The 25,583-nt window shown below is 70.1% G+C and carries 28 protein-coding genes, 2 tRNA genes and 1 pseudogene; 19 read left to right on the top strand and 12 right to left on the bottom strand.

Features of this window, described 5'->3' with window-relative positions; translation table 11 throughout:
- Positions 1-98 precede the first annotated feature (98 nt).
- The 4 genes from AB0H71_RS16330 to AB0H71_RS16315 all read right to left on the bottom strand — a co-directional run bounded on the left by AB0H71_RS16330 (position 99) and on the right by AB0H71_RS16315 (position 3,115).
- On the bottom strand, positions 99-404 hold the full coding sequence (locus tag AB0H71_RS16330; protein WP_357020841.1) for a hypothetical protein: 306 nt from the start codon (positions 402-404) through the stop codon (positions 99-101).
- Positions 405-569: 165 nt separating this feature from the next.
- The gene (locus AB0H71_RS16325; protein WP_357020838.1) at positions 570-890 is read right to left on the bottom strand and encodes a hypothetical protein; all 321 of its coding nucleotides are present in this window, start codon (positions 888-890) and stop codon (positions 570-572) included.
- Positions 891-2,039: an acyl-CoA desaturase gene (locus AB0H71_RS16320; RefSeq protein WP_357020835.1), complete on the bottom strand. Its 1,149-nt coding sequence runs from the start codon at positions 2,037-2,039 to the stop codon at positions 891-893.
- An 11-nt stretch (positions 2,040-2,050) separates the two neighbouring features.
- Positions 2,051-3,115, bottom strand: a complete 1,065-nt coding sequence (locus tag AB0H71_RS16315; protein WP_357020832.1) for a ferredoxin reductase — start codon at positions 3,113-3,115, stop codon at positions 2,051-2,053.
- Between the two features lie 179 nt (positions 3,116-3,294).
- Here AB0H71_RS16315 and AB0H71_RS16310 point away from each other — a divergent pair, with 179 nt between their 5' ends.
- Positions 3,295-3,912, top strand: a complete 618-nt coding sequence (locus AB0H71_RS16310; RefSeq protein ID WP_357020829.1) for a TetR family transcriptional regulator — start codon at positions 3,295-3,297, stop codon at positions 3,910-3,912.
- Positions 3,913-3,916: 4 nt separating this feature from the next.
- On the opposite strand, the gene AB0H71_RS16305 is transcribed toward AB0H71_RS16310, so the two are convergent.
- Positions 3,917-5,263: an MFS transporter gene (locus tag AB0H71_RS16305; protein WP_357021928.1), complete on the bottom strand. Its 1,347-nt coding sequence runs from the start codon at positions 5,261-5,263 to the stop codon at positions 3,917-3,919.
- An 86-nt stretch (positions 5,264-5,349) separates the two neighbouring features.
- On the opposite strand from AB0H71_RS16305, the gene AB0H71_RS16300 reads away from it, so the two are divergent.
- The 3 genes from AB0H71_RS16300 to cmrA are packed head-to-tail and all read left to right on the top strand — an operon-like array spanning position 5,350 to position 8,755.
- On the top strand, positions 5,350-5,901 hold the full coding sequence (locus AB0H71_RS16300) for a PadR family transcriptional regulator (RefSeq protein WP_357020826.1): 552 nt from the start codon (positions 5,350-5,352) through the stop codon (positions 5,899-5,901).
- Positions 5,898-7,925: an NADPH-dependent 2,4-dienoyl-CoA reductase gene (locus AB0H71_RS16295; RefSeq protein WP_357020823.1), complete on the top strand. Its 2,028-nt coding sequence runs from the start codon at positions 5,898-5,900 to the stop codon at positions 7,923-7,925. Before AB0H71_RS16300 ends, AB0H71_RS16295 begins: the two co-directional genes overlap by 4 nt.
- 26 nt (positions 7,926-7,951) lie before the next feature.
- Positions 7,952-8,755, top strand: coding sequence for a mycolate reductase (gene cmrA / locus AB0H71_RS16290; protein WP_357020820.1), 804 nt, complete (start codon positions 7,952-7,954; stop codon positions 8,753-8,755).
- A 10-nt stretch (positions 8,756-8,765) separates the two neighbouring features.
- Here cmrA and AB0H71_RS16285 read toward each other — a convergent pair whose 3' ends face one another.
- Positions 8,766-10,475 (bottom strand): helicase HerA-like domain-containing protein, encoded by a 1,710-nt coding sequence (locus AB0H71_RS16285; protein WP_357020818.1) that lies wholly within the window; start codon positions 10,473-10,475, stop codon positions 8,766-8,768.
- 120 nt (positions 10,476-10,595) lie between these two features.
- Between AB0H71_RS16285 and orn the strand changes: the two genes are divergently transcribed.
- The 3 genes from orn (at position 10,596) to AB0H71_RS16270 (ending at position 11,824) form a co-directional block, all read left to right on the top strand.
- Positions 10,596-11,222, top strand: a complete 627-nt coding sequence (orn, locus tag AB0H71_RS16280; RefSeq protein ID WP_357020814.1) for an oligoribonuclease — start codon at positions 10,596-10,598, stop codon at positions 11,220-11,222.
- Between the two features lie 53 nt (positions 11,223-11,275).
- A tRNA-His gene (locus AB0H71_RS16275) sits at positions 11,276-11,348 on the top strand.
- Positions 11,349-11,503: 155 nt separating this feature from the next.
- Complete coding sequence (locus AB0H71_RS16270) at positions 11,504-11,824, top strand: hypothetical protein (RefSeq protein WP_357020811.1); 321 nt, start codon at positions 11,504-11,506, stop codon at positions 11,822-11,824.
- Between the two features lie 62 nt (positions 11,825-11,886).
- Here AB0H71_RS16270 and AB0H71_RS16265 read toward each other — a convergent pair whose 3' ends face one another.
- On the bottom strand, positions 11,887-13,101 hold the full coding sequence (locus AB0H71_RS16265; protein WP_357020808.1) for an Ig-like domain-containing protein: 1,215 nt from the start codon (positions 13,099-13,101) through the stop codon (positions 11,887-11,889).
- A gap of 227 nt (positions 13,102-13,328) precedes the next feature.
- On the opposite strand from AB0H71_RS16265, the gene AB0H71_RS16260 reads away from it, so the two are divergent.
- The 6 genes from AB0H71_RS16260 to AB0H71_RS16235 all read left to right on the top strand — a co-directional run bounded on the left by AB0H71_RS16260 (position 13,329) and on the right by AB0H71_RS16235 (position 17,604).
- A tRNA-Lys gene (locus AB0H71_RS16260) sits at positions 13,329-13,401 on the top strand.
- A gap of 918 nt (positions 13,402-14,319) precedes the next feature.
- The gene (locus tag AB0H71_RS16255; RefSeq protein ID WP_357020805.1) at positions 14,320-15,657 is read left to right on the top strand and encodes a hypothetical protein; all 1,338 of its coding nucleotides are present in this window, start codon (positions 14,320-14,322) and stop codon (positions 15,655-15,657) included.
- Positions 15,658-15,952: 295 nt separating this feature from the next.
- Positions 15,953-16,198 (top strand): hypothetical protein, encoded by a 246-nt coding sequence (locus AB0H71_RS16250; protein ID WP_357020802.1) that lies wholly within the window; start codon positions 15,953-15,955, stop codon positions 16,196-16,198.
- A 178-nt stretch (positions 16,199-16,376) separates the two neighbouring features.
- The gene (locus AB0H71_RS16245; RefSeq protein WP_357020799.1) at positions 16,377-16,964 is read left to right on the top strand and encodes a hypothetical protein; all 588 of its coding nucleotides are present in this window, start codon (positions 16,377-16,379) and stop codon (positions 16,962-16,964) included.
- Positions 16,965-17,077: 113 nt separating this feature from the next.
- Positions 17,078-17,218, top strand: a complete 141-nt coding sequence (locus tag AB0H71_RS16240; RefSeq protein WP_357020796.1) for a hypothetical protein — start codon at positions 17,078-17,080, stop codon at positions 17,216-17,218.
- Between the two features lie 167 nt (positions 17,219-17,385).
- The gene (locus AB0H71_RS16235) at positions 17,386-17,604 is read left to right on the top strand and encodes a recombinase family protein (protein ID WP_357020794.1); all 219 of its coding nucleotides are present in this window, start codon (positions 17,386-17,388) and stop codon (positions 17,602-17,604) included.
- Here the strand turns inward: AB0H71_RS16235 and AB0H71_RS16230 are convergent.
- Positions 17,573-18,025, bottom strand: a pseudogene (locus AB0H71_RS16230) (DDE-type integrase/transposase/recombinase); the annotation flags it as partial. The gene AB0H71_RS16235 and the pseudogene AB0H71_RS16230 overlap by 32 nt on opposite strands.
- Positions 18,026-18,111: 86 nt before the next feature.
- Between AB0H71_RS16230 and AB0H71_RS16225 the strand changes: the two are divergent.
- From AB0H71_RS16225 to AB0H71_RS16210, 4 genes are all read left to right on the top strand, one after another.
- Positions 18,112-19,068 (top strand): metallophosphoesterase, encoded by a 957-nt coding sequence (locus AB0H71_RS16225; RefSeq protein WP_357020791.1) that lies wholly within the window; start codon positions 18,112-18,114, stop codon positions 19,066-19,068.
- An 85-nt stretch (positions 19,069-19,153) separates the two neighbouring features.
- The gene (locus AB0H71_RS16220) at positions 19,154-19,585 is read left to right on the top strand and encodes a hypothetical protein (protein ID WP_357020788.1); all 432 of its coding nucleotides are present in this window, start codon (positions 19,154-19,156) and stop codon (positions 19,583-19,585) included.
- A 380-nt stretch (positions 19,586-19,965) separates the two neighbouring features.
- A complete protein-coding gene (locus AB0H71_RS16215) occupies positions 19,966-20,586 on the top strand; it encodes a transglycosylase SLT domain-containing protein (RefSeq protein WP_357020785.1) in 621 nt (206 codons plus the stop codon).
- Positions 20,587-20,614: 28 nt separating this feature from the next.
- Positions 20,615-20,929, top strand: a complete 315-nt coding sequence (locus tag AB0H71_RS16210; protein WP_357020783.1) for a hypothetical protein — start codon at positions 20,615-20,617, stop codon at positions 20,927-20,929.
- A 3-nt stretch (positions 20,930-20,932) separates the two neighbouring features.
- Here AB0H71_RS16210 and AB0H71_RS16205 read toward each other — a convergent pair whose 3' ends face one another.
- Positions 20,933-21,388, bottom strand: a complete 456-nt coding sequence (locus tag AB0H71_RS16205; RefSeq protein ID WP_357020780.1) for a MarR family winged helix-turn-helix transcriptional regulator — start codon at positions 21,386-21,388, stop codon at positions 20,933-20,935.
- An 18-nt stretch (positions 21,389-21,406) separates the two neighbouring features.
- Positions 21,407-23,467, bottom strand: a complete 2,061-nt coding sequence (locus AB0H71_RS16200) for an acyltransferase family protein (RefSeq protein WP_357020777.1) — start codon at positions 23,465-23,467, stop codon at positions 21,407-21,409.
- 163 nt (positions 23,468-23,630) lie between these two features.
- Between AB0H71_RS16200 and AB0H71_RS16195 the strand changes: the two genes are divergently transcribed.
- Complete coding sequence (locus tag AB0H71_RS16195; RefSeq protein WP_357020774.1) at positions 23,631-23,924, top strand: excalibur calcium-binding domain-containing protein; 294 nt, start codon at positions 23,631-23,633, stop codon at positions 23,922-23,924.
- Positions 23,925-23,985: 61 nt separating this feature from the next.
- Here the strand turns inward: AB0H71_RS16195 and AB0H71_RS16190 are convergent, their stop codons facing one another.
- Positions 23,986-24,207 (bottom strand): DUF3618 domain-containing protein, encoded by a 222-nt coding sequence (locus AB0H71_RS16190; protein ID WP_067654418.1) that lies wholly within the window; start codon positions 24,205-24,207, stop codon positions 23,986-23,988.
- Between the two features lie 109 nt (positions 24,208-24,316).
- Here AB0H71_RS16190 and bcp point away from each other — a divergent pair, with 109 nt between their 5' ends.
- The gene (bcp, locus tag AB0H71_RS16185; protein ID WP_357020771.1) at positions 24,317-24,787 is read left to right on the top strand and encodes a thioredoxin-dependent thiol peroxidase; all 471 of its coding nucleotides are present in this window, start codon (positions 24,317-24,319) and stop codon (positions 24,785-24,787) included.
- Positions 24,788-24,794: 7 nt separating this feature from the next.
- Here the strand turns inward: bcp and AB0H71_RS16180 are convergent, their stop codons facing one another.
- On the bottom strand, positions 24,795-25,514 hold the full coding sequence (locus AB0H71_RS16180) for a TetR/AcrR family transcriptional regulator C-terminal domain-containing protein (protein ID WP_357020768.1): 720 nt from the start codon (positions 25,512-25,514) through the stop codon (positions 24,795-24,797).
- Positions 25,515-25,583 lie beyond the last annotated feature (69 nt).

Raw genomic sequence — 25,583 nt, 5'->3', positions numbered from 1 at the left:
CGATCGGTGAGCGACGGCGCTGTCGAACATTCTGAAGCGCATGCGTTTCTAACACTGCGCACCGGGGTTCTGCAGGGTTTTTGCCGAAAACCGGGAGGTCAGTGCGCGGAGTAGAGGCTGACCTCGCCGTTCTCCCCGAGGAAGGCGTTCACCAGCAGGATGCCGCCGGCCCGCAGCTGATCCGGCTCCGGCGCGGTGGTGGTGACGTTGATCTGCGGGATGGCGGCCCAGTTCACCACGAACCGCTCGGGCAGCGCGTCGTCGTCGGAGAGCCGGGCCAGCCGGAATACCGAGACGGTCTTGCCGACCACCAGGTCGCGCACCACGTCGGCGACCCGCTCCGGATCCTCGAGCGCGAACAGGAACCCGAACGTGAGTTCCGGGGAGGAGACGTAGGCGGGCACGACCCGAAGATTAGCTGATCGCTCGCCGGAGCGGCGGGCGCGCGATACGACCCCACCGGGCAGCTCGCGGCTACAGCACGCGGCCGGGCCGGACCCACACGACGCCGGACAGCGCGGTGCCCCGGCCGCCTGGTTGCAGCCGGGGCACTGCGCGTCGAACTCGGGTCAGCGCGGCCCGTCGCCCGGGTGGTCGACCACCTCGGCGTCCAGGATCACGCCATCGGGCTTCACCGCGGGGGCGGGCGCCGGGCGCTCCGGCTCGGGCGCGGCGAGATCCTCGTCCTCGGCGCGCTGCGCCGCCGCGTCGCGCTTGGCGGCCGCGGCCGCCTCGCGCATCTCGATGGCGTCGGTCATCCACTCGCCGATCTCGCGGGTGACCGCGCCGACCGTGTCGGTGATGATCGAGGCGATCGTGCCGACCCGCTTCGCTCCGGACACGGTCAGTTCCTGGATGAGATCCTTGTTGCTCTCGAATTTCCCGATCATCTACACGCCCGCTTCGGTCGCCTCTCGCTTACGCATGACGATAACACCGGGGGTGGGATCGCCCTTCGTGAAGCTGTCGGGCAGCGCGAGCTTGAAGATCTTGGCCCAGACCGAGCCGATCTGCTTGGCGAACGGCCCGGTGTTGTAGGGCAGCCCGAACTTCTCGCAGAGCGCCCGCACCTCGGGCGCCATCTCCGGGTACCGGCTCGCGGGCAGGTCCGGGAAGAGGTGGTGCTCGATCTGGTGCGAGAGGTTGCCGGACATGATGTGGAAGAGCTTGCCGCCCTCGATATTGGCGGAGCCGAGCATCTGCCGGATGTACCACTCGCCGCGGGTCTCGTCCATCGTCTCGTCCTGTGTGAACGTCTGTACGCCGTTCGGGAAGTGGCCGCAGAAGATAATCGAGTAGGCCCAGACATTGCGGACCAGGTTCGCGGTGGCGTTGCCCGCCAGCGTGCTGAGGAAGAGCGGGCCGGTGAGCGCGGGGAAGACCACGTAGTCCTTGAGCGTCTGCCGCCCCGCCTTCTTCCACCACCCCTTGATCAGCGGCTTGAGGTCGGCCCACTTCCGCTTGCCCTGCACGATGTTCTCCGCCTCGGCGTCGTGCAGCATGACGCCCCACTCGAAGAGCACCATGAGCAGGAAGGCGTAGAGCGGGTTGCCCAGGTAGTACGGGTTCCACTTCTGGCCCTCGTCCATCCGCAGGATGCCGTAGCCGATGTCCCGGTCCATGCCGTGGATATTGGTGAAGGTGTGGTGCATGTAGTTGTGCGAGTGCCGCCACTGGTCGGCGGGGCAGACGTTGTCCCACTCGAACTCGCGGGAGTTGATGTCCGGCTCGCGCATCCAGTCGTACTGGCCGTGCATGACGTTGTGGCCGATCTCCATATTGTCGAGGATCTTCGACACGGAGAGCGAGGCCACCGCGGCCAGCCAGAACGGCGGCAGGAAGCCGAGGTACATGAGCCCGCGGCCGGCCACCTCGAAGCCGCGCTGGGCCTTGATGACCTTGTAGAGGTACTCGCGGTCGCGCTCGCCCAGGTCGGCGCTGACGCGGTCGCGCAGTTCGTCGAGGGCGCGGCCGATCTCCTCGATGTCCTCGGGGCTGAGAACGAGCGGGCCGTCCTTGGTCTCGGTCAGGATGGTCATGGTGACTCCCTTCAGATCTCGATGTCGACGTCGCCGACGGCCGCGCTGACGCACAGCTGGATGGGCTGGTCGGGGTCGCTGTCGGTCTCCCCGGTGCGCAGGTTGCGGGTGCAGCCGGTGCGCTTGACCGCCGTGCAGGAGAAGCAAATCCCCATGCGGCAGCCGAACTCGGGGGTGAGCCCGGCGGCTTCGGCCTGCTCGAGCAGGCTCTCGCCGGTGTTGTCGGAGCGGACGTCGCTGGCGGAGAAGGTGGTGGTGCCGTGCACGTCGGCGTCGGCGATCGGGGCGAGCGCGACGGTGAACTCCTCGCTGTGCACGCGGTTCGCCAGGCCGTCGGCCGCGAAGACCTCGCGCACCCCGTCCATCAGCCGGGCCGGGCCGCAGACGAAGGTCTCGGCACTGCGGTACCAGGGGGCGAGCTGCTCCAGCTCGGCCCGGTCGAAGTAGCCGGTGCCCGCACGGCGATCCGGGTAACGGAACTCCACCCGGATATTCGGGTGCTCGGCGGCGATCCGGGCCAGCTCGTCCCGGTGCGGCACGAAGACCTCGGCCTTGGCGAAGTGCAGGAAGAGCACCTCGCCGCGGTAATCCTCCTCCGCCAAGGTGCGCAGCATGGAGAGCACCGGGGTGATCCCGCTGCCGCCGCTGACCAGCAGCACCCGCTCCGGGCGCGGCTCGGGCAGCGCGAAGGTGCCGGCGGCCTGCTCCAGATCGACCACCAGGCCGGGGGCCGCGTGCTGGTACAGGTACTGCGAGACGATGCCGCCGGAGTGCGCCTTGACGGTGAGTTCCAGCCTGCGCTCGCGGCCCAGCTCGCCGTTCACCGGCGAGTAGCAGCGGGTGTGCCGCACCCCGTCGACCACGACGCCGAGCGTGACGTACTGCCCGGCGGTATGGCCGCGCCAGTGCCGGGTGGGCCGCAGGGTGAGCGTCACCGAGCCGGGGGCGGAGCGGTTCACCCGGGTCACCTCGGCGCGCATGCGACCGACGGTGAGCGTCGGGCGCACGAGTTCCAGGTAGCGGTCGACTGGGTGCGGGGAGGTGAGGGTCTGCACCAGGTTGACGAGATCCACCATGTCGCTGCTCCATACCGTCGATGACTGTCGTCGACAGGCATGCCCACTTATTTTCAGTGCACGCCTGTACACTCATCCAGTGTGACAAACGGGTACAGGTATGTGTCAACCGCGCAGACGTGTGACGGCAGCAACAATGACGCGAGGAAGTCATGGTGAACGCATGTATGCTCAGCGAGATGACTGAGCAGGCGGTGACCAGGGGCGAGCGCAAGGAGCGCACGCGGCAGGCGCTGCTCGACGGCACGCTCGCACTCGCCGCCGAGCGGGGCTTCGCCGCGCTCAGCCTGCGCGAGATCGCCCGGTCGGCGGGAATCGTACCGACCGCCTTCTACCGCCACTTCCCCTCCCTCGACGACCTGGGCCGGACCCTGGTCGACGACGGGGTGAAGGCGCTGCGGCTGGCGCTGCGCGAGGTCAGGCGCAATTCCGGGACGCAGCTCTCGGAGATCGTGCGCTTCGTCTTCGATCAGGTGCGGGCGAAGCGGGAGCTCTTCGGCTTCTTCGCGCGCGAGCGGCACGGCGGCTCGGCGGTGATCCGCGGCGCCATCGCGCTGGAGATCCAGCTGATCGTGCGCGAGCTGGTCACCGACCTCTCCCGGGTGCCGACGCTGGACACCTGGAGCTCCGACGATCTGGAGATCGCGGCGGAGCTGCTCGTCGCCACCGTCTCGGACGGGATCGCCGCGTTCGTCTCGGTGCCGGAGCGCGAGGAGTCCGCGATCGTGGAGCTCACTGTGCGCAAGGTCACGCTGATCGGCGTCGGTATGGGCTCCTGGAAACCGCCCCGGGCCTGAGCGCTCAGTACTCCGCCACCTCGGCCCGGTCCGGGCTGCGCACCGGGAGCAGCACCAGCAGCCCGGCCCCGAGGACGAGTACCAGCCCGACGATGCCCGCGCGGTCGGCGTCGAAGAGCCAGACGAAGAGCCCGAAGAGCCCCGGCGCCAGGAACGACACCGCACGCCCGGTCGTGGTGTAGAGCCCGAACAGCTGCCCCTCCCGGCCGGGCGGTGCGAGCCGGGCCAGGAACGAGCGCGCGGCCGCCTGCGCGGGCCCGACGAACGCGGTGAGCAGCAGCCCGAACACCCAGAACAGCACCGGCCCCGACACCAGCAGCAGCGCGAGGCCGCAGACGATCATGCCCGCCAGCGACACCACGATCACCGGCTTGGGCCCGATGGTGTCGTCGAAGCGGCCCGCGGCCACCGCGCCGATCGCGGCGATGACGTTGGCGGCGACGCCGAAGAGCAGCACGTCGGAGTCGGCGATGCCGTAGACGTTCACCGCGAGCACCGCGCCGAAGGTGAAGACCCCGGCCAGCCCGTCCCGGAAGACCGCGCTGGCCAGCAGGAACTGCACGGTTCGGCGATCCACCCGCCAGAGTTCGCGCAGGTCGCGCCAGAGCACCCGGTACGAGCCGAGCAGCCCGGCCTCGGCGGCGCCGGGGTCGGCGTCGGTGCGCGGCAGCTCCGGGACGGCGAAGAGCACCGGCAGCGCGAAGGCCGCGAACCAGACCGCGGCCAGCATCGCCACCAGACGGATGTTCAGCCCGTCGTCGGTCGGCACGCCGAGCAGCCCGCGGCTGTCGCCGTCCCCGGAGATGAAGCCGAAGTAGCAGATGAGCAGCAGGAAGATGCCGCCGAAGTACCCCATGGCCCAGCCGAAGCCGGAGACCCGGCCGATGGTCCGCGGCGTCGAGACCTGGCGCAGCATGGCGTTGTACGGCACGTTCGCCAGCTCGAAGAAGGCGGCGCCCAAGGCGAGCAGCACCAGCCCGAGCCAGAGGTCGCTGTAGTCGTCGTGCACGAAGAACATGCCGGTCATGCAGGCGACGGTGAGGCCGGTCAACACCCCGAGCCCACGCTTGCGCCCGGCCGCGGCGTCGAAGTACTGCCCGCTGACCGGGGCGGTCAGCGCCACCACCAGCCCGCCCGCGGCGAGCGCCCAGGCCAGCCAGGCGCTGGCCGAGGTACCGCCGGGCAGGTCGTCGCCGACCGTGTCGGTGAGGTACACCGAGAAGACGAAGGTGAGGATGACGGCGTTGAACGCCGACGACCCCCAGTCCCACAGCCCCCAGGCCACCACCTGTCCGCGCGTGGCCGCGCCACCGACGGTGGCCCGGGCGTTCACCTCCGCCATACCGGGCAGCCTAACCGGCTCCGGCCCGGGAATCGCGGCGAAACGCCCTATGCACTCAATTGCATAGTACCCGGTGTTACGACTACCCTTCCGGCATGGCCCTCGAGCACGCCCTGCTGGTTTCGCTCACCGAGCGGGCCGGTTCGGGGTACGAACTGGCGCGCCGCTTCGACAAGTCCATCGGGTACTTCTGGCGCGCGACCCACCAGCAGATCTACCGGGTGCTCAAGCGTATGGCCGAATCCGGCTGGGTGACCGGCGAATCCGTGCCGCAGGCGGGCAGGCCGGACAAGAAGGTCTACGCCGTCTCCGAGGCGGGCCGGGCCGAGCTGGCCCGCTGGATCGCCGAGCCCACCGATACCGGCGTGCCGCGCAACGAGCTCGGCGTGAAGATCCGCGGCGCCGCGCACGGCGACGTGGCGGCGCTCTGCGTCGAGGTGGAGCGGCACCGCGAGCAGCACGCCGCCCGGCTCGAGGTCTTCCGCATGTTGGAGAAGCGTGATTTCCCCGCGCCGGAGCAGCTCTCCGGCACCACCCTGCACCAGTACCTGGTCCTGCGCGGCGGCATCCGCGTTGAGGCCGGGTTCGTCGACTGGTGCGACGAAGTACTCCGGGCGCTGCGCCCGGGAAAGGCCGGGCCCGCATGACTCGCTTCCCGCACCTGTTCGCCCCGCTCGACCTCGGCCACGTCACGCTGCCCAACCGGGTGGTCATGGGGTCGATGCACACCGGGCTGGAGGACCGGGCCCGCGATATTTCCAGACTCGCCGCGTACTTCGCCGAACGCGCGCGCGGCGGGGTCGGGCTCATCGTCACCGGCGGCTACGCGCCGAACCGCACCGGCTGGCTGCTCCCGCTCGGCGCCAAGCTCACCACTACCGCCGAGGCGCTGCGGCACCGGCAGGTCACCGGCGCGGTGCACGAGGCGGGCGGGCTCATCGCGCTGCAGATCCTGCACGCCGGGCGCTACTCGTACTGGCCGGGCAGCGTCTCCGCCTCCGCGATCAAGGCGCCGATCAACCCGTTCCGGCCGCGCGCGCTCTCCGCCCGCGGCATCGAGCGCACCATCGACGACTACGTGCGCTGCGCCCGGCTGGCCCGGCTGGCCGGGTACGACGGGGTCGAGATCATGGGCGGCGAGGGGTACTTCCTGAACCAGTTCCTGGCGCCGCGCACCAATCGGCGCGGGGACCGCTGGGGTGGCTCGGCGGAGAATCGGCAGCGCATCGCGGTGGAGATCGTGCGCCGGATCCGCGTCGAACTGGGTACCGACTTCCTGCTGCTCTTCCGGCTCTCCATGGCGGAGTTCGTGGAGAAGGGGCAGACGCTCACCGAGATCACCGCACTGGCACGGGAACTGGAGGCCGCCGGGGTGGACATCCTGAACACCGATATCGGCTGGCACGAGGCCAGGGTGCCGACCATCGTCACCTCGGTGCCGCGTGCCGCTTTCACCGAGTTCACCGCGCGGATCACGCGGGCCGTCTCGATCCCGGTCTGCGCCTCCAATCGGATCAATATGCCCGAGGTGGCCGAGGAGATCCTGACCCGCGGCGATGCCGCGCTGGTCTCCATGGCCCGGCCGCTGCTCGCCGACCCCGACTGGGTGCGCAAGGCCGCCTCCGACCGGGTGGACGAGATCAATACCTGCATCGCCTGCAACCAGGCCTGCCTGGACCACGCCTTCAAGCACAAGACCGTCTCCTGCCTGGTCAATCCGCGCGCCTGCCACGAGACCGAGCTGACGCTGCTGCCCACCCGGCGCGGCAAGCGGGTCGCGGTGGTCGGCGCGGGGCCCGCCGGGCTCTCGGCGGCGGTGGCGCTGGCGCAGCGCGGGCACACCGTCGAACTCTTCGAGGCCGAGGAGCGGATCGGCGGGCAGTTCGACCTGGCCCGGCGGATTCCGGGCAAGGAGGAGTTCGACGAGTCGATCCGGTACTTCGCCCGCATGCTCGAGGTCACCGGCGTCACGGTGCACCTCGGCCGCCGGGTTACCGCGGCCGAGCTGGTCGAGGGCGGGTACGACGAGGTCGTGCTCGCCACCGGGGTGCGGCCGCGGATTCCGGAGATCCCCGGGATCGACCACCCCATGGTGATCTCCTACGCCGAGCTGGTGCGCGCGGAGAAGCAGCCCGGCGCGCGGGTCGCGGTGATCGGCGCGGGCGGGATCGGCTACGACATCAGCGAATTCCTCACCGTCGAGGGGCATCCCACGCTCAAGCTCGACGAGTGGAAGGAGGAGTGGGGGGTGAGCCTCGACGAGGAGCTGCCCGGCCAGCTCACGGCGCCGCGCCCCGCGCGCGCCGCCCGCGACGTGGTGCTGCTGCAGCGCAAATCCGGCGCCTTCGGCGCCACGCTCGGCAAGACCAGCGGGTGGGTGCACCGGGCGGCGATCAAAGCCAAGGGCGTCGAGCGGATCGGCGGGGTGAACTACGAGCGCATCGATGACGCCGGGCTGCACATCAGCTTCGGGCCGAAGCGCGAGCGGCCGCGGTTGATCCCGGTGGACACCGTGGTGATCTGCGCGGGGCAGGAGCCGGTGCGCGAGCTCGCCGAGCCGCTGCGCGCGGCCGGGGTCGCCCTGCACGTCATCGGCGGCGCCGACGTCGCCGCGGAGCTGGACGCCAAACGCGCCATCGACCAGGGCACCCGCCTCGCCGCCCGGCTCTGAGCCCCGCATCCCCTAGGCTCACCCGGGTGAGCCTGCCCTCCCCCACCACCGACAACCGCGCCGTCGTCACCGGCGCCTCCTCCGGCATCGGCACGGCGCTCGCCGCCGAGCTCGCCGCGCGCGGCTACTCGCTGATCCTCGTCGCCCGGCGCGAGGAGCTGCTCACCGCGCTCGCCGAGGAACTCACGGCCAAGCACGGCATCACCGCCGAGGTGCGCGCCGTCGACCTCGCCGACCGGGCCGCGCGGGCGCCGCTCGCCGAGGAGCTGGCCGGCCGGGACATCGCGGTGCTCTGCAACAACGCCGGTATCGCCACCTTCGGCGCGGTCGCCGAGCTGGACCCCGCCTACGAGCGGGACCAGCTGGAGCTGAACGCCGTCGCGGTGCACGACCTGAGCCTCGCGGTGCTGCCCGGCATGCTCGCCGCCCGCGCCGGCGGCATCCTGATCAGCGGCTCCGCGGCGGGCAATATGCCGATCCCGAACAACACCACCTACGCCGCGAGCAAGGCCTTCGCCAATACCTTCTCCGAGTCGCTGCGCGGCGAGCTCAAGGGCACCGGCGTGCACGTCACGCTGCTCGCCCCCGGCCCGGTGCGCACCGAGATCCCGGACCCCGCCGACGCCTCCATCGTGGACCGGCTGGTGCCCGACTTCATGTGGGTCTCCTCGGAGTACACCGCCAAGGTGTCGCTGGACGCACTGGCCAAGAACAAGATGCGCGTCGTCCCGGGGCTGATCAGCAAGGGCATGAGCGTCGCCGGGCAGTACGGCCCGCGCGCCGTCACCGCGCCGGTGGCCGGCGCCTTCTACCGCAAGCTGGGGAGCTGAGCGCGGCCGCTCAGCGACGCTTGCGGGTCCCGAAAATCGAGCGGCTGATCTCCCGCCCGGCCGCACTGGCCGCCGAGCGCAGGAAGCTTTTCACCGCCGGGTTCTTCATGATCCGCTCGGCCGCCGACTCCTCCGCCCGTTCGGCGCGGCCGGGCACCGGCTCCGGCTGCGCGGCGGCCAGTTTCGCCGCCATGATCTCGTACGCCGACTCGCGGTCGATGGTCTGCCCGTACTTCCCGTGCAGCCCGGAGGAGAGCGCGCGGGAGCGGATCGCCTCGGCACCGATGGTGTCCATGAGCGAGCGCGGCGGCGCGATCCTGGTCCAGGCCACCGGGGTGGGCGCGCCGCGCTCGGAGAGCACGGTGACGATCGCCTCGCCGGTGCCGAGCGAGGTCAGCGCGGACTCCAGGTCGTACACCTCGGTCCTCGGGTAGGTGCGCACCGTCCTGGCCAGCGCCTTCTGATCGTCCGGGGTGAAGGCGCGCAGCGCGTGCTGCACCCGGGCGCCGAGCTGGGAGAGCACCGCGTTCGGGATGTCGGCGGGCAGCTGGGTGCAGAAGAAGACGCCGACGCCCTTGGAGCGGATCAGCTTCACCGTCTGCTCCACCTGCTCCAGGAACGCCTTGGAGGCGTCGGCGAAGAGCAGGTGCGCCTCGTCGAAGATGAAGACCAGCTCCGGCCGCTCGACATCGCCGACCTCGGGCAGGGTCTGGAAGAGCTCGGCCAGCACCCACATGAGGAAGGTGGAGAAGAGCACCGGCCGCGCCGCCTGCTCGCCCAGCTCGAAGAGCGTGATCACGCCGCGGCCGTCCACCCGGCGCACCAGGTCGGCCGGGTCCAGCTCCGGCTCGCCGAAGAAGGTGTCGCCGCCCTCGGCCTCCAGGTTCACCAGGGCGCGCAGGATCACCCCGGCGGTCGCCGCCGAGACGCCGCCGATTCCGGCCAGCTCGGCCTTGCCGTCCGGGCTGGTCAGGTGCGTGATGACGGCGCGCAGATCCTTGAGATCCAGCAGCGCCAGGCCATTGCTGTCGGCCCAGTGGAAGATCAGCCCGAGCGTCGACTCCTGGGTGGGGTTGAGCCCGAGCACCTTGCTCAGCAGCACCGGGCCGAAGGAGGTGATGGTGGCCCGGATCGGCACCCCGATCCCGGCGGTGCCGAGCGAGACGAACTCGACCGGGAACTCCTCCGGCGCCCAGTCCCGCGCGCCGGTCTCGGCCGCGCGGGCGGTGAGCGTGTCGGTGCGCACGCCACGGGCCGCGAGCCCGGAGAGGTCGCCCTTCACGTCGGCCATGACCACCGGGACGCCCGCGCGCGAGAGCTGTTCGGCCAGCCCCTGCAGCGTCTTGGTCTTGCCCGTTCCGGTCGCGCCCGCCACCAGCCCGTGCCGGTTCACCGTGCGCAGCGGCAGGCGGACCACCGCCTCCGGGTCGACGACGCCGTCCACCAGCACCGTGCCCAGCGTGAGCGCCGCGCCCTCGGCCAGGTACCCCGCCGCGATCTCGCGCGCCGCGCCCGGCTCGCCCGCGACCGCGTACCCCGCGTTCGCCGCCTCCACCGCGGCCACCTCGCCCGCCACCGCCGACGCGCTGGTCACCGCGGGCTGGCCGAGCACCAGCTCGAGCTCGGCCGCCTCCGCGGCGGCGACCGCCTCGGCCGCGACCCGCGCCGCCTCGTCGGCGGCCCGCCTCGCCGCCGCGGCCCTCTCCTGCGGGGTCGTCATCGCGTGTCCTCCTGTACTCGAAACCGTGGCAACTCCGGGGCGAACCGGGATCCACTGTATCCGCGCCGATCCGGTCCGTGGCGTCACCGGTAGCCGCGGCGCCCGCGTTATGGTGCTCGGATGTCGGACAAACTTGTGGTGTGGATGGATTGCGAGATGACCGGGCTGCGGCTCGACAGCGACAAGCTGATCGAGGTGGCCGCGCTCGTCACCGACAGCGATCTCAATGTGCTCGGTGACGGCGTGGACATCGTGATCCACGCCGACGAGGCCGCGCTCGCCGCCATGCCGCCGGTGGTCACCGAGATGCACGCCCGCTCCGGGCTCACCGAGGAGGTGCGCCGCTCCGCCGTCACCGTCGCCGAGGCCGAGGAGCAGGTGCTCGCCTACATCAGGCAGTTCGCCCCCGCCCCGCGCACCGTGCCGCTGGCGGGCAACTCGATCGCCACCGACCGCGGCTTCCTGGCCAGGGACATGCCCGAGCTGGACGCGCACCTGCACTACCGGATGATCGACGTCAGCTCGATCAAGGAGCTGTGCCGCCGCTGGTACCCGCGCATCTACTTCGGCCAGCCGGAGAAGGGGCTCGCGCACCGCGCGCTCGCCGACATCACCGAATCCATCCGGGAGCTGGACTACTACCGGCGCACCGCCTTCGTGGCGCCGCCCGGGCCGTCGAGCGCCGAGATCGCCGCCGTGACGGCCGAGCTGAACGGCGCGCGAACCCCCGGCGGCCAGGGCGATTAGTGGTTCCGGCGCCGGGCACGCTACTATCGAGCGCGCCGGTTCTACCGGTGATGGTGAGTGTAGTTCAGTTGGTAGAGCACCAGGTTGTGATCCTGGATGTCGCGGGTTCGAGTCCCGTCACTCACCCTTCGAGGGCCCGGGAGCGTTTCGCTCCCGGGCCCTTTCCCTTTCCGCCATGCGTGGCAACTATGTGACAGAAACGTTTTTCACTCCGTAGACTGCCCGAGCGGAGCGCGTCGTCGGAATGTCGCTCCGTTCGACAGAGAGACGATCCACCTGTGATGCGTTCCGCAGTATTCGCCGCCGTCGCGGGTGCCACGCTGCTCGCCGGGGTCCCGGCCACCGCGGCCGCGGCGCCTGCCCCGAGGGCGGTCGCCGGCGGTGCCGTGCAGCCCGTTCAGCTGAACGCGGGCACCGGCTCCGCCGCCGCCTTCGACACCGGCTCCTCCGCAGGCGCCACCACCACCGGCTCCTCCGGCACCGGCTCGGCGACCGCACTGGAGAGCCTGCTCTTCGGCGGGCCGCTGCTCTGCGCCGCCATCGGCAGCGCGATGAACCGCAACCTCACCTGCCCCGGCACCGCGGGGCCGGTCATCCCCTGAACCCTCCGGCCACGCGAAAGGCCCCCGGAATACCGGGGGCCTTTCGCGTCGGGGGGCGCGGGTCAGACGTCGGCGTTGCCCGCCTTCCACTGCGCCCACGGCATGTTCCAGTCACCGAGGCCGTCCACCGGCGAGAGCGTGCCGCCCACGGTGTTCTTCACGATGGCGATATCGCCGAGCTTGGCGTTCTCGTACACCCAGCGGGCGTTCTCCGGGCTCAGGTTCAGGCAGCCGTGGCTGGTGTTCGAGTAGCCCTGCTGCCCCACCGACCACGGCGCCGAGTGGAAGAAGATCCCGCTGTAGGACATCCGGGTGGCCCAGTCCACCGGGGTGCGGTAGCCGTCCGACGAGCTCACCGCCACGCCGTAGGTGGAGGAGTCCATGATGATGTGCTCGTGCCGGTCGGCCAGGATGTAGACCCCGTTGTCGGTGGGGGTGTTGTTCTTGCCCATCGAGGTCGGCATGGTGCGGATCACCTCGCCGTTGCGCTCCACCACCACCTGCTTGGTGTTGTCGTCGGCGGTGAAGATCACGGCGTCGCCGATGGTGAAGTGCGTGTTCGCGTCCTCCTGGCCGAAGAGCCCGTCGCCGAGGTCGCGGCCGTACACATTGACCTTGACCTCCACCTTGGTGCCCGGCGCCCAGAAGTGCTCCGGCCGCCAGCGCACCTCGCGGTTGTTCACCCAGTAGAAGGCGCCCTCCACCGGCGGGGTGGTGGTGACGGTGATGGCGTCCTGCGCGGCCTTGCGGTCCGGGATGTTCTCGTCGAACTGGATCGCCACCGGCTGCCCGATGCCGACCACCGCGTCCTCGGCGATATTCAGGTACGGCTTGGTTTGGCTGTCGGGTGAGCTGGTGGTGAAGCTCACAGCGGCGTTCTGCGCGCCGCCCAGCCCGATCGCCCTTGCCTGCATGGTGTAGGTGCGGCCGTAGCCGAGCACCTCGGCCGTCTGCCAGGTGCGGCCGTCCGGGGAGAGCGTGCCGTTCACCGGCTTGCCCTGGTTGTTCAGCAGCTGCACATCGGTGAACTTGCCGTCATTGACCTGGAACGTCATCGGCATGGCCGGCGAGACGCCCTTGTCGCCGTCCTTCACCGGGGACACCAGCTTGGGTTTGATCAGCTCGGTGATGGGGTTGCGGTCGATGGCGACGCTGTCCGCCTGCACGCCCGACGAGGTCGAGCACGCCGACAGCGCCAGCACCAGTACCGACAGCACCACCAGGGGCACGGACGCGCTCTTCCACCTCGGCCGCCGCCGCCCTCGATCAACTCTCATGTCAAACCCCGTTCCCGATGACCTCTTCTGTCATTCTGCCAGCAGAACCGGGCCGGCCCGTGCTGGACCGGGCCCCGTTCTCGCACGGCACCTCCCTGCGGATCGCGGGTACCCGCGAAAGCGTTAACAGCAGGTCACGGTGGGCGTGCGGGGCCGCCGGATACCGATTTCACTTTCCGGCCCCCGGCCTGTTAAGGTCTCTCTCGCACCGGAACACAGCGGAGCACGCGCCATTAGCTCAATTGGCAGAGCAGCTGACTCTTAATCAGCGGGTTCGGGGTTCGAGTCCCTGATGGCGCACTCATAACACCAGTTCAAGCCCACCTTAGCGGGTGGGCCTGTTTCGTTCTACTGGACGATTACCAAGAAACACCAAACCACGCAGTCGGCCATTCATTAGCCAACGAACCGCGCACGCCGATCCGGCGGCCGGGCTTCACCGGCCTGGGCTGCAGGTCCCCGACCACCATCTGCACCATCGCCGATCGCGCGGCGAGGTGACACGCGGGCACGCGGCGAGATCGAACAGTGCCCGCAGCTCGCTCGTAAACCGGGAACGTAGGGCCGATTCCCACGGCGACCGAGCTGGCCGATAGCAGCGCCCCGGATCACCCAGCGATCTCGCCCATTGCATCAGCGGAAGGCGCTCCGGCGCACTGTAGCCAGGTGTTGCCAGCCTGTTCAATAATCGGTCGTGTTACGAACGCGGCCGATCAGCGGGCAGCTGGTGCTCGACCGGGAGGATGACGTCCTCGGCGGGGATGTCGGTGCTTAGCCCGCGCCAGCTCGGATGGCACCGCGCGGCGCCGGTGAACTCCCGGTACCGACGAGCACCGGGCTAACCCACCGCACTGGCGCCACGCGCCCGCCCGCCGCCGCGGCCGCAGCGTTCCGGAGCGGCGGGCGGTCGACGGCGAGCTGGTCGAGCTCGCCGCAGTGCGGGCGTCAGCGGGTGGCGGGAAAGCGGTGCCGGGCGGCGTCGAAGCGGGTATGGATCAGGGCCGGTCGGCGGAGGAGAACCGGCGCTCCAGCGCCGCGGACCCGGTGAGCATCACCGACGTAGTAGTTGATGGGTTGCGATGCATGGGTTTTCACGGAAATGACAGAGTGACGCAAGCCTGAGCGACGGCTACGATCTCCAGGAAAAGCATCCAGGGGTGGTTACGTTGGTGAGCGTTCTTCCGTCTGTCGCAGAACCCGCGATTCAAGAGGTCTGACGTGTTCGGGAGAAAGAAGAAGCCCGGGGCGGCGCAGGCGCCGACTGTCAGAGGTGCGACCGCTGCGGAGCACATCATCGTCCTCTACCGCGACGCCGCCCCCGACCGCGATGAACTCATACAACTCATCGCCACGACCCTCGGCCCCGCCTTCGGCAGTGTGCCTGTCTCGACGTACCGCGTGGACGAGCCAACGAGAGACATGGCCTTGGCGATGGTCGCGATGCTCATCGCCAAGAGGGAGGTGAACGCCGACGCGCTCGAGCGGACAAGCACCAAACCGTTCGAGACGAGGAAGGGGCCGGTGGTCCTGGCGGTCGTGGGGCAGTCCGTCCCCGGCACCGTCGGGCAGAGACTGTGCCCGCACTGCGGTTCGCCGGACCTACGGACGGACCGGCGGCCTTCCACCGTCGAGAGGCGGCTCGACGACAAATGCCGCATCGCGGTCGATATCACCGTGACCGTGCTCCAGTGCGGCGGCTGCGGCACGCTGCTGAACGACGATATGAACGGCGATGTCGCGGCCACGCACGCGCGGCTGGCCGCCCAAACCGAAAAGCCACGGACGCGGACCTCCGCGACGGTGCGCGACGCACTGGAGCAGGCACGGCGGTTGCCAGCGCTATCCGAACTCGAGCGGCAGCAGGACCACGACCGGGTGCGCGGGACCTGGGGGTGCCTGGGCCTGCGCCATGTCGCCGCGGAGAACCTGGAGGACGCGGTGGTCACGATCGTGGATGGATTCATTGCCGAAGGTGCGTCCGAGATCCAGGTGCGGACCTTGAAGCAGCATGTGTTGCAGCTGTCCTTCATCACCGCGGCTGGCTTCTGCCCGGCCAGGATCGCGCGCGCCGCCGAGGGTGGGTTCGCTGTGTACGGAGTGGCGCCCGTCTACCGCTTCCTGGACAGCCGCGGCTCCAACGTGCAGTTCCATGCGTCGCCGTCTGCGGGGGAAATGCACGCGCAGTCCCGGCCGATCGACGCTCCCGCACAGGGTTCACCGCTGACAGCCGCCGAGATCGCCGAGCCGGGACGGGTCGGACGGCAGCTGATCACACTGATCGAGAGCACCGGGCAGGATTCTGCCGAAGTCACCGAGGCGCAGCGCGACCTCCGCATGAACCGGGATCACCTCGATTCCGAACTGGCGAGCGGTCGACCGCTCGACACCTGGCTGCGCGCATATGCCGAGGTTCGCACGATCGGGCACCACCTCAATCGCGTCGGCGGACTCACCCTCATGCGGCGCGTGCACGACACGATCGACCCCAGGCAGCACCGGAGGGCCGTGGTCCTCGTCAGCTACCTGTGGGACGGGATCGGCGGGTGGTGGGACTAGGTATCGCCCGGGCCGGGACACCACGCGCTCGAAGTGCGGCCACAGACGGCACACGTGATCGAAAGTGTTCGAAAATCGTTCGTTTTTCGAACATCCGAGGTGTAGGTTCCATCCGCTGTGGCGAGGATCATTTGCCAGGTGGGGAGAGGTTGTAAGGCCGCGGTGAGGTACACGCGGGCATGTCGCTAGGTGCCTGTGGTGAGAACAGACGCTGGAGGTCATCGGGGCGAGGTCGATGTCCTAGGCTGCGCCGGTGCCTAGTATCTCGTTTTCCAACCCCTTCCTGGATAGGCCCGTGGTGGTGTGGATCGAGCCGTGGGGTCAGGACTTCTGGATGCGGCACAACGATGCGATCACCATCGAGTTCGATGGCGCCCACTTCATTGAGGGCATGACTCACACGAATCAGCCTTTCGATGTGTACTGGGACGAAGACGGCATGGTCGTTTGGGTAGCGGCCTGGGACTGCAGCGTGCGCGACCAAACGGGTACCGAGCTCGAGAGTGGTCATCAACGTCCGGAGGATGCAGACCGGACCTAACGTGGGAAAGTCCCGGCCCGGTTGACGCCCGCGGCTCTCGGTTGGGTGTTCGAGATCGTTTGGTTTCCGAGCGCGGCAGGGCCGGTGGGGCCGCCAGATCGAGGGCGATCGGCTCTGCGGTCGCGCTGGTAGGTTCGCTCCGAGTGCGGCAATGGGGAGGGTGATGACCGGCCGGGTCGTGACCACGCTGGAGGACTTCCAGCTGGGTATGTTGCACGCGATGTGCGTGGGTGCGCCCCCGCGTGCTGCGGACCTGCTCGTGCGGGTGGGGGCGACTCGTGCTAATGCCGCGGCTGCCGAGAAGCGCTGGTGGTACGCCGACCGGGTCAACGACTTCACCTCGATCGCGGAATACGTGGAGGCCTGGGGTGCACCGGCTGCGGAGCGGGTCGAACGCCACGATGGGGGCGAGACCCGGTGGGCGGCGTGGGACCTGACGTTCTGGCCCGACTACCGGGTGGAGTGGATGCAGGTCTCCACGTACCCGCACCTGTTCAGGCAGGTCATCCGGCACCCCGATAGCCCACCGCCGCAGTGGGACTCCGTGGCCGGGTTGACTCCCTGGTCGTGCACGCTGACCGAGTTCCACGACAGCCCCTTCGCCCCGGTCGACCACATCGACGGATTCGGTAGCACCAACGATGTGGGGTTCTTTCGGGCGGTCGCTCCCGAGTCCGGGGAGCTGCGGGTGTACCGGATCCGGTTCGACTGGCACCTGCTGCAGTCCGTCGAGCCGGCTCCCGACAGCTACGTATGGAAGCTGTGAGCCCCATCGGCGGTGCTGCCCAGCCATGCCGCTCGCGCCGAGCTCGGACTGCCCCGCCTCTTCCTCGAATCGGAGTGCTCTATGGCCGCGACCCCCGACACCTACTACGTGTGGTGCCGCAAACCGACGGGTACGTGGCGGCGACCTACTACCCGCCGAAGGACCGCGAGGGCGCGACGTTCGAGATCCTGCACATCACGCAGGACTGGCTCGAAGCTCGCGACCGCATCCGCGTTGAACGCTCGGCCGCCTAACCGTCCGCGCGGTCTGCCCCGGTGCCGAGCGCGCGCGGCCCGCGTGTCGGAAATGGATCGTTTTCCGACACCCACCCCCGGATGACGGTCGGGCCTGGTGGTGAGTGTCGGCAACTCGCGTCGAAAATCAACGTCGCAAAACCTCTGTCCGGCGGTATTTTCGACGCATGTTGATCGGGTACGGGCCGGTCTCCACCGCCGAGCAGCGCGCCGACCACCAACGCGACGCGCTCATCCGCGCCGGGGTGGCCGAGCGCGACGTCCACATCGACGTCGCCTCCGGCGCCAAGGCCACCCGACCCCAGCTCGACCTCGTGCTTCGGATGGGGCTGGTGCACGAACAGGTGACGGTGGTTAGGCAGCCTGTCGGGCTGCAGGGGTCATAATTGCTTCGTACTCGATCGGGGTCAACCGGCCGAGCCGGTCCTGGCGCCGACGCCGGTGGTAGGTGCGCTCGATCCAGACCACGATCGCGATCCGGAGTTGCGCGCGGTTCTCCCAGCTGCGCCGGTCCAAGACGTTGCGCTGCAGCAGGCTGAAGAAGCTCTCCATCGCCGCGTAGTCACCGGCTGAACCCACCCGACCCATTGAACCCACCATGTGAAACCGGTTCAGCGCGTGCACGAAGCGACGGGAGCAGAATTGCGACCCCCTGTCGGTGTGGACCACGCAGCCGGCCACCTCACCGCGGCGAGCGACCGCGTTGCGCAATGCCGTGACGGCCAACCGTGAAGTCATGCGTGAGTCGATCGAATAGCCGACGATCCGCCCGGAGAAGACGTCCTTGACGGCGCAGATGTAAAGCTCGGAATGGGCAACGAGTAGTGCCGCGCCGCCCACCCCGGCGCTATTGGCCCTTGCTGTACTGCTCATTCTGTTCGCCAGCTGCGGGTATGCAGGTGCAATCCGTTGTCGCGCTGCACCGCGATCAGGCCCGCGCCGCGGCGGCGCTGTGCGTGTCGGTGGCGGTTCTGTCGTCGATCACGGTGTGCGCGGCGGTAGTCGAACCCTCTTCCATCGTCTCGACCCCACTGACCCTTGCGACAGCGCTGGGGCATTTCTGTTCGCGATCCAGTTCCCGAACGACGTGGGTGCCCGCGAGACGCGATGAGTCGCACGTGCGATCGGCGGCAGCGCCCTCGAGCCATCCGGCCGAAAAAGCGGCTGCGCGGCGGTGGATGATCCGGCATGATCATGATGAATCTCCGACAACGGGCGTGAGGCTCGAATCCCTGACAGCGCACCACGACGCACCTCACGAGGCCGATGTGATCGACTGGTACACCGCCGATCTGCACATCGGCCACCGTCTTCTCTCCGGCCTGCGCGGTTTCCCCGACATCCCCGCCCACGACGACGAACTGGCGCGCCGCTGGGACGCGCTCGTCGGCCCCGAGGATCGGGTGTGGGTGCTCGGCGACATCTCGGTCGGCGGTAAGCGGCAGGAGACCGCGGCGCTGGAGTGGATCGCCCGCCGCCCCGGCGAGAAGCACTTGATCACCGGCAACCACGACGGGTGCCACCCCATGCGCTCGCGCGCCGCCGCCTGGCAGGCGACCTACCTGGCGGGCGGTTTCGCCTCGGTGCAGCAGACGGCGGTGCACAAGATCGGGGGGCGGCGGGTGACGCTGTCGCACTTTCCGTTCCGGTTCGATCCGGAGGGGGATCACACGCCGGAGAATCGGTTCGAGGAGTGGTGGGTGCCGGATATCGGGCAGTTTCTGCTGCACGGGCATACGCACTCGAAAATCAAGGTGCGGGGGCGGCAGATTCATGTCGGGCTGGACGCGCACGAGTTGCGGCCGGTCACTCGTGCCTGGGTAGCCGAGCAAATCGAGCGCGCGGGGTAGCGGTTCGGGTACGCCGACAGCGGGGACGGGATCGGGCCGAGCGCAATGCTCGCCCCGCCCTGACCGCGCGGCAACAATCGGCCCCATGCGAATCGTGGCGGGAATCATCGCGGCGGGGGTGATCGCGGGCGTGCTCGCGGCGGGGAACGCACAGGCGGCGCCGCCCGCGCCCGATTACGAGCAGCCCGCGAACGGGGCCGGGAACGATCCGGCAAAGAACCTCACCCCGGGGTTCTCGCCGGTCCAGGTGCCGCCGGTGCGGATCGAGGAGAGCCAGGAAGCTACTACGGTGGTCGCGCAGCCGTACCTGGCGCCCTGGGTGCACGACCTGGTGCCGCTGGAAGGCGTCGAGCTGTACGGTGCGGCACGGATCACGCTTCCGGGCGCGGACGGGCGGGCGGTGGTGATCGCGCCGAGCGGGCACTGCGATTTCCGCGGGACGGGAACTCCGGCGACGCCGATCCGGATCGATACGCCTGCCTTCGGACTCGCCATAGACCTCTCTCTGCGGGGCTGAAACGCGCGAAACGCGAATCGTCACCGTTGTAATTCTGTGACGCTACGCACAAGGCGTTTACTTCCATCTACCCCGGTCACGGCACGATTTCCGGCGCGGGTGCTGGATTCGATCAGGCGCCAGCGTCTCCGAGACGGTTTCTGTTCACCTTCCGTTAACCTTCCGTGACCATTCTGCAATCTGGCCCGAGCGGCCACGCTCCGTTCGAGGAGGAGTGGGACGTAGGTCCCCGACAACAGAACCCGACAAGAGCACATCGTCCGGAGACACCGGAAATCCCCCGCACCACTATCGCAGAACCGGCCGGCGGCCGGTCGATCGGTGCTGCCCGGAATCGGGTTCGGGGCCCGTCACCGACCGAAGCAAGGAATCGAATTCGCATGCCCGACTCACGTTTGTCCACCCTGCGGCGCCCCACCCTGCGCGAGAGCATCACCGGCGCGGTCGCGGCCGCCGGCGTGGTCGCCGTCTGCGCGTCCTCCGCGGTCTCGGTGGCCGACAACAGCGTGCCGTCGCGCATCGCCCTGATCGCCGACCAGCAGCCCGCCGCCGAGCAGGCCGCACAGCCGGCTCAGCCCGCCGCCCCCGAACCCGCCGCCGCCGACGCGGTGGCCGGGGTGCTACCGGCCGCCGCGCCGCTGGTGGAGCAGGCCGAGATGCGGGCCGCGACCGCCTTCTACCCGGACAACCTGCACGGCTGGATCAGCCAGGCGCTCGACATCATGCACGCCAACGGCATCCCGGGCAGCTACGAGTCGATCCACCGCAACATCATGCGCGAGTCGACCGGCAACCCGCGGGCGATCAACCTCTACGACTCGAACGCCGCGGCAGGCATCCCGTCGAAGGGGCTGCTCCAGGTGATCGACCCGACCTTCGCCAAGTTCCACGTCGAGGGCACGCCGTTCGACGTCTGGGACCCGGTCGCCAATATCGTCGCTGCCTGCAACTACGCGGCACACACCTACGGCTCGATGGACAACGTGCACGGCGCCTACTGAGTCGGTGCGGCTCGCCATACTTGGCGCGATGCCCGACTACACGCACAACGAGCACGCCGCCCGCAGCCGGGCGGAGAAGGCCCGCGCGCTCGCCACCTACCTGTGGGACCGCGATATCGGCGCGGCCGAACTCCAAGCCCTCACCCCGGCCGCGCGCCGCAAGCTGGCGCGGGCGGCGGGCACCAATCCGCCGAGCACCGACGAGACCTGGGACGCGGTGGCCGAGCTGCTGACCGAGAAGTCCGCGTGGGCGGCCCGCAACCCGGGCCACCCGGCGGCGCGACGACCGCACGCCGACGAGAAGCTGATGTGGGTCAAACCACCGGTGACGCCGTGGAACTGAAATTCACAGCACCTCGGCCTCCGAGCGGGTCACCACCTTGGCGGCCAGCGAGCGCAGCGAGCGCGCCTCGTCGGCGCTGAGCGCGTCCACGAAGAGCCTGCGCACCAGCTCGACGTGGCTCGGCGCGGCCTGCTCCAGCGTGCTCCGGCCCTGCTCGGTGAGGACGACGAGCACGCCGCGGGCATCGTCGGCCACCGGCTTGCGCTCGACCAGCCCGCGCCCGGCCATCCGGGCCAGGTGCTTGGAGAGCCTGCTCTTCTCCCAGCACACCTCGGCCGCCAGGTCCTTGGCGCGCAGCGCGCCGTCGGGCGCGGCGGAGAGCGCGACCATGAGTTCGTAATCCGGCGTGGACAATCCGTGCCGGGCCAGCCCCTGCGCGATGGCCGCGTCCAGCCGCTGGTTCAGCCGGATGAAGGCCTGCCAGGTGGTCTGTTCGTCATCGGAGAGCCATCGGACCATTCCCGCATCCTAGAGCGCTCACCACAGCCCGGTCCCGGCGCCGATCTGCCGCTCCAGCTCCGGGGTGAGGGTGCGGACGTAGCTGGCGGTCAGGTGGTGCTCGTCGTGGTACACGAGCACGTTGCCCTCGACCACCCGGCACACCAGCGGCCCGCAGACCGCGTCGCTCAGGTCGAGCAGGTGCACATTGGGGAAGGCGGCGGCGGGCTCGAGCGCGGGGTTGACCGGGGCGAGCGCGTCGGCGCGCCGCATGCCGCAGCTCTCCGCGGTGCCGCCCGCCGCCAGGCAGTCGACCGCGCTGTAGCGGGCGTAGCGGGTGCGCAGCCAGGGGGTGTCGCGCACCGCGAGCACCCGCAGGTCACGCTCGGCGAGCGCGCCCCACACCTCGACGAAGCCCTGCGGCACCTCGTCGCCGCCGACCGGCCAGACCGGGGCGGTGGCGGTGGTGAAGACCCAGTCCGGGCGGTCGACGGTGAGCCGGTCGAGCACCGCGCGCGACCAGTCCCGGCAATCCGAGATCGGCTCGCCGCGGTAGAGCGAGTCCTCGCGCAGGTTCAGCGAGCAGCCCATCTTGAGGTAGACCGCGATCCGGACGCCGCGCGCGCGGCCGATGGCGTCCAGCGCGGTGAGCCAGTGCTCGGCGTGCGAGTTGCCGACGACGGCGATGGTCCGCGCGCCATCCGGGTCGCCGTAGTCGCAGGTGACGACGGCGGTGGTGTGCCAGTCCGAGATGCAGCCGTCGGTGGTCGAGGCGGGGACGTCGCGCGGGGCCTCCAGCATCGAGGGCCGGACCGCGGCGGGCGGCGCCGACACCCCGGCGACGAGCGCGTCCGCGCCCGGGTAGACCACGGGATCCAGTGCGCTGAGCGGCCTTTCGTTGTCGAAGAGCACGGCCTGCCAGAACCAGGCGGCGCCGAGCACGGTGATCCCGGCCAGCGCCACCGCCGCGCCGATGCCGCGGCGCACCAGCATCGGCGCCCCGGTGCTCGGCCGCCCTGCGCGCTGCCGCAGCGGCTCCTCGATGCCGTGCCTGGTGAGCACCGCCAGCAACAGCGCCAGCCCGACCACCACCAGCCCGCTGCCGACCCCGGCGCCGCCCGAGCGGGTGTAGATGAGCGCCCCGATGAGCAGCGGCCAGTGCCAGAGGTAGAGCGCGTAGGCGATGGCGCCGAGCTCGACGAAGGGCCAGCTGGCGAGCAGCCAGGAGATCGCGGGCGGGCGCTCCCCGGCCCCGGCCACGATCAGCGCGACGGTGGCGAGCACCGGGAAGAGCGCGGCGGGGCCGGGAAACTGCTGCGCCCCGTCGAAGAGCACGCCGCAGGCGAGCACCGCCGCCAGCCCGCCGAGCGCGAGCAGCCCGCGCAGGAAGCGGGCCACCCGGCCGGTCGGCAGCGAGACCGAGGCGAGCAGCACCGCGAGCAGCGCGCCCGCCAGCAGCTCCCATGCCCGCGCGGCGCTGTCGTAATAGGTCCAGTCCTGCTCGACGGCGGGGCGGGTGGCGGCGTACCAGAAGGACGCCGCCGCACCGGCCGCGACCAGCACCCCGACCGCGGGGCGGAGCAGCCGCGGGCGGCGCAGCACCCGGCGGCAGACCAGCGCGACGACCGCGATCAGCAGCAGCACCGCCAGGTAGAACTGGCCCTGCACCGCCATCGACCACAGGTGCTGCAGCGGGCTCACCGACGGGTCGGCGGCGAGGTAGTCGGCGGCGGCGCTGGCCAGCTGCCAGTTCTGGTAGTAGAGCGCCGAGGCCAGCACCTGGCGGGAGAGCTCGGTCCACTGGGTGTACGGCAGCGTCGCGACCGCCCAGGCCGCCACCGAGGTGAGCACGACGAGCAGCGCGGGCAGCAGCCGCCGCAGGGTGCGCACCACGACCGCGGGCACCGAGACCCCGCCGCCCGCGCCGCGGCGCAGCAGCATGGCGGTGAAGAAGAAGCCGGAGAGCACCAGAAACACGTCGACACCACCGGAGACCCGGCCGAACCACACGTGGAAGATCACCACCAACGCGATCGCCACCCCGCGCAGCCCGTCCAGGTCGTGCCGATAGCGCTGCGCCGGTGGTCGATCGTCGTGCATGTCGAAGGAGTATCACACCGGATTGTTTCGACGGAATTCCTCGGCGGCGCCCGGAAGGGAGCGCTGACCGGCGGCTCGGTTGACAACGCGGCGAGGGCTCACGACAGTGGGGGCGGCGTCTCATTCGGACGCCGCTCCACCGCAGCACACCACAGAGGAATACATGAACGTTCGCCGGCTCACCGTCAGCGCTGCCGCCGCGGGGCTTACGCTCCTCGCGGCTCCGGCCGCCCATGCCGTGCCCACCGGTTCCGCCGGAACCGGGTCCTCCGCCATCGACGCCGGGGTCGGGATCACCGGCTCGGCCGGTCTGACCCAGACCGGTTCCGCGGGCGGCGCCTTCGCCAACTGCGAGGATGCCAAGGCCGCCGGGCGCGCGCCGCTGTTCCGCGGGGAACCGGGGTACGGCCCGCACCTGGACCCGGACGGCGACGGCTTCGCCTGCCCGACGGTCTGAGCGACCCGAAACCCGACGACCCCCGGTGCGCAGCGCACCGGGGGTCGTCGTTTCGAGCGGGTCAGCGGAAGAGCTTGACCAGTACCAGGCCGACCACGACGGCGCCCGCGCCGATCAGGCTGTACTTGACCTTGGGCTCGTTCAGCTTGGCCAGCACCAGGTTCTTGGTGTCGCCGGCGATCCGCTGCGGATCGGCCCGCACCGCGAGCTCGTCCAGCGTGCCGGCCAGCCGCGTGCGCGCGGCCTCGATGTCACGCTCGATCCGCTCGGTGTCCCTTGCCACGTTCCACGCCTCCTGTCGGTCGATGTGCCCGCGGAAACCCCGCAGCCGCGGAACTCGCCCGAGTGTATCCATAGCCCTGGTGTCGGGCGGTTCGGTTACCGTGCTGGACGTGACCGACACTCGACTCTCCCCCGGCGACCCGGCCCCCGATTTCAGCCTGCCCGACGCCGACGGCACCACCGTCGCCCTGGCCGACTACCGCGGCCGCAAGGTGATCGTGTACTTCTACCCGGCCGCGAGCACCCCGGGCTGCACCAAGCAGGCCTGCGACTTCCGCGACAACCTGGCCGAACTGGACGGGGCCGGGATCGCGGTGCTCGGCATCTCGCCGGACAAGCCGGCCAAGCTGGCCAAGTTCCGCGACGCCGAGCAGCTCACCTTCCCGCTGCTCTCCGACCCGGACCGCGCGGTGCTGCGGGCCTACGGCGCCTTCGGCGAGAAGACCATGTACGGCAAGACCGTCACCGGCGTCATCCGCTCCACGTTCCTGGTGGACGCGGAGGGGAAGATCGAGGTCGCGCAGTACAACGTGCGCGCCACCGGGCACGTGGCCAAGCTGCGGCGCGATCTGTCGATCTGACCCGGGGTCAGGGCCGCAGGCCGCGGACGAAGTGCTCGTAGCCGTCCAGCGTGCGGTCCAGCCCGAACTCGAAATCGGCGCGCGCCCAGTCGATCTCGTCGTCCTCGAAGGCGCCCTCGGCGGCCGCGGTGAGCAGCGCGGGGAAGCGCCGCGGATCCAGGGTGGCGAAGAGGCTCTCGAAGGTGTCGTCGTCGGCGTCGGCCTGGCCGAGCTCCAGGCTCAGCCGCATCCGGCCGATCACGTAGAGCGTCAGGTTCATCACCAGCCGCAGCCGGACCGCCGCCGGTAGCCCGGTGCGCTCCAGGATCGTGAGCCCGGCGTTCAACCACGCCATATTGTTCGGCCCGAGCGGCGGGGTCGTCATGGGGATCTCCAGCCACCACGGGTGCCGGACGGCCAGCTCGTACTCGGCCAGTGCCCACCGCCGCAGCCCGTCCCGCCAGCCGAGCGCGGGGTCGAGGGCGGGCGGTTGCCCCAGCACCCGGTCCGACATCAGCTCGATCAGCGTGGTCTTGCTGTCCACGTAGCGGTACAGCGACATGGCGGTGCGGCCGAGCTCCTCCGCCACCCGCTTCATCGAGAGCGCCGCGTACCCCTCGGCGTCCGCCACCGCGATGGCCGCGTCCACGATGCCCTCCAGCGAGAGCCCGCGCTTGGGCCCGCGGGTGCCCGCGGCCTCCATCCCCCACAGCAGCCGCAGGGCGCTGCCCGGATCCCGCTTCTCCACCGCACCTCCTCGATCGCCGCTCTTGCGCCGAAGAACTGTTTACTCTATAAACTGAGTTTATTCGATACA

Source organism: Nocardia sp. NPDC050697 (assembly GCF_040654395.1).
Taxonomy (GTDB): domain Bacteria; phylum Actinomycetota; class Actinomycetes; order Mycobacteriales; family Mycobacteriaceae; genus Nocardia.
Note: the sequence above shows the minus strand (reverse complement) of the source record. Positions and strands in the feature narration are given on the sequence as shown.

Bases quoted from the DNA above. Each gene is read 5' to 3' on its own strand.
- AB0H71_RS16225 (WP_357020791.1), top strand. From the start codon at position 18,112: ATGCAGGTGCAATCCGTTGTCGCGCTGCACCGCGATCAGGCCCGCGCC.
- orn (WP_357020814.1), top strand. From the start codon at position 10,596: ATGTCGGACAAACTTGTGGTGTGGATGGATTGCGAGATGACCGGGCTG.
- AB0H71_RS16270 (WP_357020811.1), top strand. From the start codon at position 11,504: ATGCGTTCCGCAGTATTCGCCGCCGTCGCGGGTGCCACGCTGCTCGCC.
- AB0H71_RS16285 (WP_357020818.1), bottom strand. From the start codon at position 10,475: ATGACGACCCCGCAGGAGAGGGCCGCGGCGGCGAGGCGGGCCGCCGAC.
- AB0H71_RS16210 (WP_357020783.1), top strand. From the start codon at position 20,615: ATGCCCGACTACACGCACAACGAGCACGCCGCCCGCAGCCGGGCGGAG.
- AB0H71_RS16320 (WP_357020835.1), bottom strand. From the start codon at position 2,039: ATGACCATCCTGACCGAGACCAAGGACGGCCCGCTCGTTCTCAGCCCC.
- AB0H71_RS16295 (WP_357020823.1), top strand. From the start codon at position 5,898: ATGACTCGCTTCCCGCACCTGTTCGCCCCGCTCGACCTCGGCCACGTC.
- AB0H71_RS16200 (WP_357020777.1), bottom strand. From the start codon at position 23,467: ATGCACGACGATCGACCACCGGCGCAGCGCTATCGGCACGACCTGGAC.
- AB0H71_RS16300 (WP_357020826.1), top strand. From the start codon at position 5,350: ATGGCCCTCGAGCACGCCCTGCTGGTTTCGCTCACCGAGCGGGCCGGT.
- AB0H71_RS16195 (WP_357020774.1), top strand. From the start codon at position 23,631: ATGAACGTTCGCCGGCTCACCGTCAGCGCTGCCGCCGCGGGGCTTACG.
- AB0H71_RS16310 (WP_357020829.1), top strand. From the start codon at position 3,295: ATGACTGAGCAGGCGGTGACCAGGGGCGAGCGCAAGGAGCGCACGCGG.
- AB0H71_RS16235 (WP_357020794.1), top strand. From the start codon at position 17,386: ATGTTGATCGGGTACGGGCCGGTCTCCACCGCCGAGCAGCGCGCCGAC.
- AB0H71_RS16265 (WP_357020808.1), bottom strand. From the start codon at position 13,101: ATGAGAGTTGATCGAGGGCGGCGGCGGCCGAGGTGGAAGAGCGCGTCC.
- AB0H71_RS16205 (WP_357020780.1), bottom strand. From the start codon at position 21,388: ATGGTCCGATGGCTCTCCGATGACGAACAGACCACCTGGCAGGCCTTC.
- AB0H71_RS16215 (WP_357020785.1), top strand. From the start codon at position 19,966: ATGCCCGACTCACGTTTGTCCACCCTGCGGCGCCCCACCCTGCGCGAG.
- AB0H71_RS16220 (WP_357020788.1), top strand. From the start codon at position 19,154: ATGCGAATCGTGGCGGGAATCATCGCGGCGGGGGTGATCGCGGGCGTG.
- AB0H71_RS16315 (WP_357020832.1), bottom strand. From the start codon at position 3,115: ATGGTGGATCTCGTCAACCTGGTGCAGACCCTCACCTCCCCGCACCCA.
- AB0H71_RS16325 (WP_357020838.1), bottom strand. From the start codon at position 890: ATGATCGGGAAATTCGAGAGCAACAAGGATCTCATCCAGGAACTGACC.